General features: G+C 61.2%; 7 protein-coding genes. All 7 read right to left on the bottom strand.

Annotation, left to right across the window (positions count from 1 at the left end; all coding sequences use genetic code 11):
• Positions 1 to 218: 218 nt before the first annotated feature.
• Positions 219 to 470: an aspartyl-phosphate phosphatase Spo0E family protein gene (locus GYN08_RS23690; protein WP_235946141.1), complete on the bottom strand. Its 252-nt coding sequence runs from the start codon at positions 468 to 470 to the stop codon at positions 219 to 221.
• Between the two features lie 127 nt (positions 471 to 597).
• On the bottom strand, positions 598 to 1,839 hold the full coding sequence (locus tag GYN08_RS11230; protein ID WP_408015061.1) for an aminotransferase class I/II-fold pyridoxal phosphate-dependent enzyme: 1,242 nt from the start codon (positions 1,837 to 1,839) through the stop codon (positions 598 to 600).
• A 13-nt stretch (positions 1,840 to 1,852) separates the two neighbouring features.
• Entirely contained in the window at positions 1,853 to 2,353 is a 501-nt protein-coding gene (locus GYN08_RS11235; protein ID WP_166274284.1) for an Lrp/AsnC family transcriptional regulator, read from the bottom strand.
• 274 nt (positions 2,354 to 2,627) lie between these two features.
• Positions 2,628 to 3,047 (bottom strand): DUF350 domain-containing protein, encoded by a 420-nt coding sequence (locus GYN08_RS11240; protein WP_166274285.1) that lies wholly within the window; start codon positions 3,045 to 3,047, stop codon positions 2,628 to 2,630.
• Between the two features lie 24 nt (positions 3,048 to 3,071).
• Positions 3,072 to 5,432, bottom strand: a complete 2,361-nt coding sequence (locus GYN08_RS11245; protein WP_166274286.1) for an endonuclease MutS2 — start codon at positions 5,430 to 5,432, stop codon at positions 3,072 to 3,074.
• 218 nt (positions 5,433 to 5,650) lie between these two features.
• On the bottom strand, positions 5,651 to 6,748 hold the full coding sequence (locus tag GYN08_RS11250; RefSeq protein ID WP_166274287.1) for a GGDEF domain-containing protein: 1,098 nt from the start codon (positions 6,746 to 6,748) through the stop codon (positions 5,651 to 5,653).
• 8 nt (positions 6,749 to 6,756) lie between these two features.
• Positions 6,757 to 10,761: a cell division protein ZapA gene (zapA, locus tag GYN08_RS11255; protein WP_166274288.1), complete on the bottom strand. Its 4,005-nt coding sequence runs from the start codon at positions 10,759 to 10,761 to the stop codon at positions 6,757 to 6,759.
• Between the last annotated feature and the right edge of the window lie 233 nt (positions 10,762 to 10,994).

Genomic DNA, 10,994 nt, shown 5'->3' on the forward strand with positions numbered 1-10,994 from the left:
CTTGAACGTTTCCCCCGGCATTTATGCAGGCCCGTCGGCTGCGCCGATCTCGACTCCGCATGAGTGCCCGTAATAAAAGTCTCCTCTCCAATATATCATACTCGCCTGCCGCAAGCATTTCCCTCCGCGCGCCTTGCGCGGAAAACAAAAAAGGAAGAGCTTCTCCCGCGAAGTCTCTTCCTTTTCCGCTTGTATGCGATTCCGTATCCGTATGAGGGTCACGATCTGGACAGCTGCATATATTCGTTGATCTTCAGATCCAGCCGGCTGCTGATATCGACGACGGCGGCCGCGGTGAACGACCGTTCCCGCCTGAACGTCTCTTCCATCAGAGCGCGCAAAGCGCGAATCTCTTCCTGCAGAAGCCGCTCGCGATCCGCCGCATGGCCGGGAACGTCGGAACCTCGCTGCGAACCTGACCGTACAGCCGCGTGTTCATGGATCGGCCGTTGGAACGAAGCAGCCGCCAAAAAGCATTCCTCCTTGAAAAAATTCCCTGTTTTGAGTCCCCATTATATAAAAGGTCCTCATTAAAAGCAAATTCTTCAAGGAAGAGGAATGTTCCCCTTTTCCGAATCTTTACTTGCCTTTGCGCCGTTATGCGCCTTCCCGCTTCACTTTGTAAACAAATTGGCCGATCCGGTCCAGCGCCTCGTTCAATTGGGCGACCGAAGTCGCGTAAGAACAGCGCATGAAGCCTTCTCCGCCCAGCCCGAATACGTCGCCGGGAACGGCGGCCACCTTGCCTTCGACCAGCAGACGCTGCGCGAAAATTTCCGAAGTCAGACCCGTGGACTGGATGCTCGGGAACGCGTAGAACGCGCCTTCCGGCTCATGGCATTCCAGCCCGGCGTCGCGCAGCCCTTGCACGACTAGCCGGCGGCGGCGGTTGTAGGACTCGACCATTTTGTCCTTTTCGCCCAGACCGTTCGTCAGCGCTTCGAGCGCGGCGATCTGGCCCATAACCGGCGCGCACATGACCGTGTACTGATGAATTTTCAGCATCGCGGAGATCAGCTCCGGATGACCGCAGGCGTAGCCCATCCGCCAACCGGTCATCGCGAACGCTTTGGAAAAGCCGCTGACGAGAATCGTGCGGTCCTTCATGCCCGGCGCGGCGGCGAAGCTGGCGTGCTTGCTCTGACCGTAGCTCAGTTCCGCATAGATTTCGTCGGAGATGACGATCAGGTCGTGCTTTTCGACGACTTTGGCGATCGGCAGCCAATCCTCGGCCGTCATCGTCGCGCCCGTCGGGTTGCTCGGATAGCAGAGAATCAGCACTTTCGACTTCGGCGTGATGCTGGCTTCGAGCGCTTCGGCCGTCAGCTTGAAGCCGTCTTTCGCGAACGTCTCGATGCCGACCGGCACACCGCCTCCGATCGAAGTGATCGGCGAATACGAAATGTAGCAGGGCTCGGGCACGAGCACCTCGTCGCCCGGACGGACCAGCGCCCGCAGCGCCAGGTCGATCGCTTCGCTGCCGCCTACCGTAACCAGCACTTCTTTCTCGGGATCGTACGACGTGCCGAACGATCCCGCCAAGTAGGAGGAGATCGCTTCGCGCAGCTCCGGCATGCCGGCGTTGGACGTGTACCGGGTATAGCCGCGCTCCAGCGAATAAACGCACGCTTCGCGCACATGCCACGGCGTCACGAAGTCCGGTTCGCCGACGCCGAGCGTAATAATGTCTTTGCTCGCGCTGACGAGGTCGAAAAACTTGCGAATGCCCGAAGGCTTGATATCCCGCACCAGAGGCGACAGGTAGCGTTCCATCGAACCGTGCTCGGAATCCGAAGGCTGGAGGTTACTGTTTTCGTTGACTTCCCGGTTAGTAATCATCGTTTCGCATCCTTTACGGCGAGATCATCAGACGGCGGTCTTCTTCGTGCTCTTCGAAGATGATCCCGTTCTGTTTGTATTTTTTGAGAATAAAGTGCGTTTTCGTGGACAGAACGGACTCGATCGGCGACAGCTTGTCGGAAACGAAGCTGGCCACTTCCTTCAGGCTCAGACCGTCCACCTCGACCAGCAGATCGTAAGCGCCCGACATCAGGAACACCGACTTGACCTGGGGATACAGATAGATACGCTCGGCGATGCCTTCGAAGCCGCGTCCCCGTTCGGGAGTAATCTGTACTTCGATCAGCGCCGTTACTTTCTCGTCGTTCACTTTGCTCTCGTTGACGACGGTCGCATATTTGACGATCACGCGGTCTTTTTCGAGCTCTTCGACCGCTTCGCGCACTTCCTGTTCCGGCGCGCCGAGCATGGTCGACAGCAGCTCGGGCGTCCGGCGCGCGTCTTCCTCGAGCAGTTCGAGAATGTCCAACTTGAGTTTGTTCGTTTCTTTCACTTGGCAGGCCTCCAGAAGATTCGCTTGATAAGCGACTCGTTGAGTCAGCTTCGACTTGCTTTATTGTACCCCATCTTACCCGAAAAAACGTCAGTGTGCTACCGCTCCCGGGCAATCCGAGCATACCGCCGGCGCACGAAAAAGACCTTGGGGCGGCTTTGGGCGCTCTCTTCGCTCCGACCTTCTTCATGCTTAAAACCCCCGCTTCTGCCGGAAGCGGGGGTGGAAAGACGCAAAAAGGACAATGCGGTCAAAGCCGAACGGCCGTTGGATTTTAAAGCACCGAAACCCCGACGACGTAAGAGAGGGCGACCGACAGCACCATCGAAATCAAGCCTACCGCACGGTTATCCCTCCCGATCTCTTCGTCCACCTTGAAGAACGGCGTGACGAACTCGAACAGGAAGTAAGCCAACAGCAGCAGCACGAATCCGACCAGCGACCACAGCATGCTTTCGTAGATGGTAGAACCGGATTCGATGCAAAAACGCAAAATATTGCAGATTCCGAAAATCTTCCCGCCGGTTGCCATCGCGACCGACAGATTGCCCCTGCGGATCTCGTCCCAGCATTTGTAGCGGGTAATGGCTTCGAAAATGGCCAAGAAGACGACCAGTTCCAGGACGGCCACCGAAAAATAAGCGACAGCCGAACCGATCGGGGTCTCAAGCAAAGGATCGATTACCGTATTCATCTTTTTTCGAGCTCGCTCCTTCCGTTACTTCAGTTCGGCCACGGTTACGCCGTTGCCGCCCTCGCCGTAGTTGCCCAGGCGGTATGACTTGATCAGCTTGTGCCGGCGCAGATGTTCCTGAATGCCCGTACGGAGGATGCCCGTTCCTTTGCCGTGAATGATATAGATCTGGCCGAGATTCGACAGGAAAGCTTCATCGATGAAGCGGTCCGTCTCGATGAGCGCCTCTTCGAGGTTCGCGCCGCGCAGATCGAGTTCGGAGCGGGTGCTGTCGTCCTTGGTGCGCTTGACCGCCGTCACCGGCTTCTGCTTCGGCGCGGTCACGGGAGCCGTCTGCACGCGCTCCAGGGAATCGAGCCGCACTTTCATTTTCATGATGCCGACCTGGACGAGCGCTTCTTTGCCGTCCAATTCGATCACATGGCCCCGCTGGCCGAGATTCGACAGAATCACTTCGTCGCCCGGCTCGATTTTTTGCGGCGATTTGGCCGCCGTCTTCTTGGGCTTTTTGGCGCGGGCGGCCGGTTCCGCTTCGTCCAGCTGGCGGCGGGCCGCGATGAGCTTATGCTCCTTGACCGAAGCTCCCTCTTCCATCGCCAGACGGCGCAGTTCGGATACGACTTCGTCGGCTTCCTTGCGCGCCTTCGCAATAATCTCGCGGGCTTCGTTCTCGGCTTTTTCGAGCCTGGAGTCGCGCTGCGACTCCAGCTTCTCGAGCTCGCGTTCGTGCCGCGCGCGAAGCTCTTCCATCTCGCGGCGCAGCCGCTCCGCTTCTTCGCGTTCCGCCTCGGCGCCGATCCGGTTCTCTTCCAGCGCGCTGATCATGTTCTCGACGCGCAGGTCCTCTTCCTTGACTTCGCCGCGTGCGAAGCTGAGAATGGTGCCCGGCAGACCGAGCCGTTCCGCGATCGCGAACGCGTTGCTTCGTCCCGGCACGCCGACGAGAAGCCGGTAAGTCGGGCTCAGCGTCGCCACGTCGAACTCCATGCTGGCGTTGATCACGCCCGCGCGCTCGTAAGCGTACGCCTTCAGCTCGCTGTAGTGGGTCGTCGCCACCATGCGGCAGCCGAACTGATGGATATACTCCAGAATCGCGATTGCCAGCGCCGAGCCTTCGGCCGGGTCCGTGCCCGCTCCGACTTCGTCGAGCAGCACGAGACTTTTCGGCGTCATGTCTCTCAGAATGCGAATGATGTTCGTCATATGGCTCGAAAACGTACTGAGGCTCTGCTCGATGCTCTGCTCGTCGCCGATGTCGGCATAAATGCCGTCGAACACGCACAGCTCGCAGCCCTCGTCGGCCGGCACGAACAGGCCCGACATCGCCATCATGCTGAGCAGCCCGATCGTTTTCAGCGTCACCGTCTTGCCGCCCGTATTCGGACCGGTCACGATAATGCTGGAAAACTCGCCGCCGAGTTCGACGTCGAGCGGCACGACGGACTTCTGGTCGATCAGCGGATGGCGCCCCTTGCGGATGCGCAGGTAGCCCCGGTCGTTCATTTTGGGCTCCGTCGCCTTCATACGGTGGGCCAATCGCCCCTTGGCGAAGATGAAGTCGAGCTGCGCGAGCACGTCCACGTCGTATCCCAGCAGTTCCGCCTGCTCGCCGACGGCCGCCGTCAGCTTCTGCAGGATGATTTCGATCTCCCGTGTCTCGCGCAGCTTCGTTTCGCGAAGCTTGTTGTTCATCGCCACGATCGCTTCCGGTTCGATGAACATCGTCGCCCCGGAGCTGGACTGATCGTGCACGATACCGCCGAAGTGCGAACGGTATTCCGATTTGACCGGAATGACGAAGCGGTCTCCCCGAATCGTGATCAGCTGATCCTGCAGCATCTTGGCCACGCTGGAGGAACGGATCATCGACTCCAGTTTTTCGCGGATGCGGGATTCGCCCCCTCGCAGCTCGCGCCGGATCGACGCCAGCGTCGGGCTGGCGGAATCCATCACTTCGGCGGATTCGCCGATGCAGGAATTGATCAGGCGCTCCAGGTCCTTCTGGTCCGAGATCAGGTCGGCCAGGCCGTCCAGCAGCTCGATCGGATGGTCTTCGTGCAGCGTCTGGATAAACCGCTTCAACCGCCGCGATCCGTACAGCGTCGTCGCGATGCCCAGCAGCTCGTGCGGATTCAGCATGCCGCCGATCCGCGCACGCTGCACAGCAGGGCGGATATCGACGATGCCGCCGAACGGCGGCGAGCCTTTCAGCCGATCGACGTCGAACGCCTCGTGCGTGGCTTGAAGCAGGCGCTGCACCGACGAAAGATCGGTATCGGGCTTGAGCGCCCGCGCCGCCTCCTTGCCGAGCGACGTCTGCGCCTGATCGGCCAGCGCGTTCGAGATGCTCGCATATTGTAAAATTTCAAATATTTTATCGTTCAAGAACGTGACAACTCCTTATCGGTTCTGGAGGCCGCTGCGGCGCTCCGTCCCTTAATTATACCGGATTTCCGAAAGGGAAACCATGTTCGCATCCGATGATCTCGGGGGATCGGCAGACGAAAAGCCTTCCCGGGACCGGTACGTTTGCAGCCCGGTTCGGGAAGGCGGTCTCCGTTTTCTCGAACATGCCGCAGGAGCGGCCTTGCGCCGGCAAACGCTTATTTGCGCAGCTTGACGGCATCCCGGTTTCCGTCGAACCGCTCGACCCGGTTTTTTCCCGAACGCTTGGCGCGGTACAGCGCGGCGTCGGCTTTGCCGAACAGCGTCTCCGCCGTATCGTCCGGCTCGAAGCCGCTCAATCCCGCGCTGACGGTCACCGGGTGGTTGCCCATATAAGAATAATTGGCCCCTTCCACGGCGGCCCGGATACGTTCGGCATATTCCGCGGCTTCTTCGATCGTTTTCTCGGTGAAGATGATCGCGAATTCTTCGCCTCCGTAGCGCGCGGCAAAATCGTTCGGCGAAATCGTCATCCCCACGCGGATCGACACTTCTTTCAGTACCAGGTCGCCGATCAGATGGCCGTAGGTATCGTTAATCTTTTTGAAATTGTCGATATCGAGCACCGCCACCTGAATTTGCAGGCCGTTGCGCCGGCATTGGTCGACCAGGTCTTCCAGGTACTCGTAGAACGTTCCGTGATTGTACAGCTGCGTGAGCGCGTCGGTCTTGAGCAGGCGCTGCGACACCGCTTTGTCGACGATCAAGTCCTGCTGGGACTGCGTCAAGTGTTCCACCTGCCGCCCGATCTCGATCGCGCGGATCAGCACGGTCCGTCCAAGCAGCATCGAGGCCGCCAGCATGAACTCCATCAGCAGGAAGTCCTCGATCTCCCGGCCGTAAAACACGCGCTCGACCGCAAAGTAAAAAGCGGCGTAGAGCCCGATATTCAAAGCGCCGAACAGGTCCAGCAGCTTTCGGTCAAAATAAATCAAAGGCACGAACATCGGAAAAATCAGCAGAATGCCGGGGGCGTTCTCGGTATACAATCCCATATTCAAATAATTGACGTAAGCCAAAGTCAAGCTCACGCCGACGACGATCTGACGACCGTAGCGGCGGAACGAGGCGTACAGCACTTCTCCCAGTCCCGCTATCGCAATAACCAGCAGGCTTCTGCCCGCCAGAGAAGAAAGCGTCTGGCGATGGTCTTCGCTGTCGAACAGAAAATAGGAGAGTTCGACCGCGAACACCATTCCCGCCACGATCCAATAGGCGTATAAAATTTGCCGGTTCAGGTAGTCGACATTACCCATGGCTCACCCTAGTGCCTCTGTTCCTGCTCCAGCATTTCCATCCATTCATTGTATTCCTTCTGGAGCGCGGCGTATTGTTCCCGAAGGCGCGAGTATTCCCGGTCGGTCTCTTCGCGCTTATCCTTCTCCATTTCCCTCTCGACATGAAGGATGCGGAGCTGGTGGGAAAGAACTTCATATTGCTCCGTCACCTGCCTCAATTCGTCCTGCAGTTTTTCTGCTGCCGAATCTTCTTTCGGGCTTGCGTGTTCCGCGGCCGTCAGACGTTCCTCAAGCTGCGCTTTTTCCGCTTCCCAGGAACGTCGGCGCTCCTGAAGAGCGTTCAGTTCGGCGTTCAAGCGGACGCTGCGCATCTCGAATTCTCGGCTCGCTTCCTGCGCGGCGCGCAGCTCGCTGTGCAGGTTCCCGTTTTCTTCCGATATCCGCGCCTCGCGCGCCGCGGCTTCTTCCAGTTTGCGCTCCGCGGCATTTTTGGACTTGGTCAATGCCCGCTCTCGTTCTCCGGCTTCTTCCAGTTCGCGGCGCTGGCGCGCCGTCTCGATCCGCCAGGAGGCTTCGCGTCCGCCGAATTCCGCCACGCGGGAGAACATCCTGTCGCGCTCGGCCTGCCATTCGGCTTCCGCGCCGCGCAGACGCTCGGCTTCGCTCTCCGCCTCGTTCAGCGCCTCGACGGCCTGAATCTGACGGCGCTGCGTCTCTTCCAGTTCGGCTTCTAGAGCGGCAAGCCGCGCTTCGAGCGCACCCGCGCGTTCGTTCCGTTCATCCGCGGCGCGGCGTGCCTCTTCAAGCTGAGCCAGCAGCTCTGCCGCACGCGTCTCGGCTTCCTCTTCCCTGACGACGGCGGCGGCAAGCTCGTTTTCGAGCCGCGCGTATTCCCGGGCGCGCTCTTCCTGGCCGGCGGTCAGCGCTTCGAGGCCGCTTTCCAGCTCTTCTTTTTGGCCCCGCAGGCCGCGAGCCTGTTCCTCCAGATCCGCCACCAGACGTTCCTGGCGTTCGCGCTCGCCGTTCCATTCCTTTTCGCGCCGCGCGTAACCGTCCAGTTCGGCGGACAGTTCCGACAACCGGCCTTCCAGTTCGCCCAGCCGGCTCCGCAGCCGGTCCCGTTCCGCGCTCAGCTCGCCGTTTTGCCGAACGGCGGAATCGTGTTCGCCGCGCGCCAGCTCCAGCTCGGACTGCAGACTTCCCCGCAGCGCGCCCAGTTCCCGTTCGCGTTCTTCCGCTTCTCCCAGACGGCCGGCGAGGGATTCGCGCTCCGACTCCGAAGCCGCCGCCCGTTCGCGCAGCGTGCGCAGCTCGTTTGCCGCCTCCTGCCGCGCCCGTTCGGCCGCATCCAAACTGTCCCGGGCCGAAGACAGCTCGGCTTCCAGCCGCGCTTTCTCTTCCTCCAGCCGGATCGCCTCGCTCGTCAGATATTGTTCGCTGTCGCTCAATTCGCGCACGCGGCCTTCCAGACGGGAACGCGTTTCTTCCAGTTCTCCGCTTCGGGCGGCAAGCTGCGCTTCAAGCGAATCCGTCCCGCCGCGCAGCGATTCGATCTCGGCGGCCGAGCGTTCCAATCCGGATTCCAGCCCGGCTTTGGCGTCCGCCAGCGACGCGGCCTCCCGCCGAAGAGCCTCCAATCCGGTCTCCAGCGCCTCCTTCTCGGCCTGCAGAGCTTCGGCGCTTTCGGTCAGCGCCGCAAGACGCAGCTCCAGCGAAGCTTCCGCTTCCGCATGCCGCGCGCTTTCCTCTCGCGCCGCGGCCAGCTCGGCGGCCAGTCCGTCATTGTCCGCCTTCAAAGACTCGCCTTCGGCGCGCGCCGACTCCAGTCCGGCTTCCAGTTCGGCCTTATCCGCGCCCAGCGCCGCCGCTTTCTCGCGCTCGCCGTCCAGCTCGCTTCGCAGCGTTCCGCGCTCGCTCTCCAGATTTTCGATCCGGGCGCGCAGCTCGCCCGCCGCCTGGACCTGCTGCCGCAGCTCGCTTTCCAGTTCGCGTTCGCGCCCCATCAGCTCGGTCAGCTCTTCTTCCAGGCGGACCGCTTCGCCGGTCAAATACTCCTCGCTGCCGCTCAGTTCGCGGACGCGCTCTTCCAATCCGGCGCGAACCTTGTCCGATTCGGAGCTTCGCGCTTCCAGATCCGACAAGCTTGTCCGCAGTCCGGACAGCTCGCCCTCCAGTGCGGCTTTCTCGCCCGCGAGCGATTCCAGTTCGCTCTCCAGGCGGCGCTTGTCACGGGCGAGCGCCTCGGCTTCCGCCGCCAAACGTTCCCGCTCGGCGGAAGCGCTGCGCAGTTCGCCTTCCAGTCGTTCCCGCTGCTCGGAAGCGGACGCAAACTCGCTTTCCAGGCGGGATTTCTCCGCCGTCACGGCATCCAGCTCGCCGGTTAAACGAAGCCGCTCCGCCGATGCGGATTCCAGCTCGCCCTGCAGGCCGGCTCTTTCCTCGCCGGCCGCTACCGATTCGGCTTCAAGGCGCCGCTTCGTCTCAGCCGCCGCTTCCAGCTCCGCTTCAAGCCGCAGCTTTTCTTCCGCGGCGCGTTCCAGTTCGCCTTCCAGGCTCGCCTTGACGGCTCCGAGCGATTCCAGCTCGCCGCCCAGGCGGGCGATCTCCGCTTCGCGTTCCGCCAGCGTTCCGTTCAATTGAACTCGGACCGCTTCCGCGTCTTCGAGCAGCGATTCGAACGTCCCCTTCTCTTCCCGCCAGCCGCGTTCGCGCTCCGTCCAGGCTTCCAGTTCGGCGGACAGCTCGGCGTTTTCCGCGGCGCGGAACGATTCCGTCTCCGCCAGCTCCTCCATTCGACGCTCCAGCGCCGCCTGCTCTTCGCGCTGGCCTTCGATCGCAAGGCGCAGACGCTCCCGCTCCTCGCGCAGATCGCGTTCCGTCTCGCGCACGTCCGACAGCTCGGCTTCCAGAGCGCCGCGCCGCTCTTCTTGCTCGGCCTCGCGGCCGCGCAGCTCCTCCAGCAGCGCGCGGGCATCCTCGTAGCGTTCCGACAGTTCGTGTTCGCGCTGCCGGGTCTCGCTCAGTTCCGATTCCAAGCGGGTATTTTCCTCGCTCCAGATCCCTTCGCTTTCCTCCAGCTCGCTCACGCGCGCTTCGAGCTTCGCGCGCAGCTCCGCCAGCGTCCGGCCGTTCTCTTCCAGCACCGCCGCATGGCTTTGCGCCTCCGACAGATCTTCGCGCAGCTTCGCTTCGCGCGTCTTCAAGGCGGCGAATTCTTCGCCGAGCGTACGGTTCTGCTCCGCCGTCCGCTCGGACGCCTGCTCCAGCTCAGCGGCGCGGGCTTCCAATCCGCTTCTCAGATCGTTCAGGCGGGTTTCTTCTTCGCGCAGCAGGTCCAGCTCCATTTGAAGCTCTTCCCGTTTCGATTCGCTCTCTTCCAGCTTTGCGCGCAGCTCGACGCCTTCAGCGTCCAGCTTGCCCGCATGTTCCCGGCTCTCGGCCAGCGCTTCTTCGCCGCGGCGCAGTTCCAGGCGCACGGCTTCCAGTTCGCCGGTCAGTTCTTCGTTCGCCGCGCGCTCCGAATCCAGACGCCGCGAAGTTTCCTTCAGCGCGCTGCGGGTTTCGCCGCCGGATTTCTCGGACTCCGCCAGCTTCGCTTCGAGCTGCTTCTTCTGTCCGCCGAGCCGTTCCAGTTCGCCGCTTGCCCGCTTCAACTCCTCGCGCCGAGCGGCCAGTTCTTTCTCCGCTTCGGCCAGTCTGGCATTTTCCGCGCGAAGTTCGGCCTCCGCGGCTTCCTGAGCCTCGCCGCGCTTCCGAAGCTCGGCCATTTCCGCTTCCAACGCGAGAGAGCGCATCGACGCTTCGTCCAACTGCCGCTGCAGATCCTGGTTGGATACATTGATCTCCGCCATGTTCACCGCGGCGAGGACCGCGATCCGTACCGTATCCAGACGCGGATGTCCGGTCGCGATCGCCGTCATGCGCTCGTCGACGAGCCGGGCTACCCGCTTCACGTATTCCTGGCTGCTTCCGAAAATTTTATAGGACGTTCCGTATATCTCCACGCTGACTGTTTTCCGTTCTTCAGCCATGTTCGCCCGCTCCTCTCCATAAATAAATCATCTATTCGGCTTCGGCTTATGCCGTCGCCCGTGCGTTCAGTCGCATGTTCAAGTCGTTATGTGGGTTCGCTGCGGCATCGAGCCGTTCCTTCCCTGCCGTTGCGAATAAAAGTTCGAAAACAGGCTGCCGGCATATTTTTCTTCCAAAGCGCGCCTATTCGGTTTTGACGCCTTCCGAACCGGAAAGTTGCTCTTTCGTCGCT

It is taken from the genome of Saccharibacillus alkalitolerans (assembly GCF_011090185.1).
GTDB classification, from domain to species: domain Bacteria; phylum Bacillota; class Bacilli; order Paenibacillales; family Paenibacillaceae; genus Saccharibacillus; species Saccharibacillus alkalitolerans.

Coding starts and splice junctions, on each gene's coding strand:
- GYN08_RS11230 (WP_408015061.1), bottom strand. CDS start 1,839: ATGATTACTAACCGGGAAGTCAACGAAAACAGTAACCTCCAGCCTTCG.
- GYN08_RS11240 (WP_166274285.1), bottom strand. CDS start 3,047: ATGAATACGGTAATCGATCCTTTGCTTGAGACCCCGATCGGTTCGGCT.
- GYN08_RS11250 (WP_166274287.1), bottom strand. CDS start 6,748: ATGGGTAATGTCGACTACCTGAACCGGCAAATTTTATACGCCTATTGG.
- zapA (WP_166274288.1), bottom strand. CDS start 10,761: ATGGCTGAAGAACGGAAAACAGTCAGCGTGGAGATATACGGAACGTCC.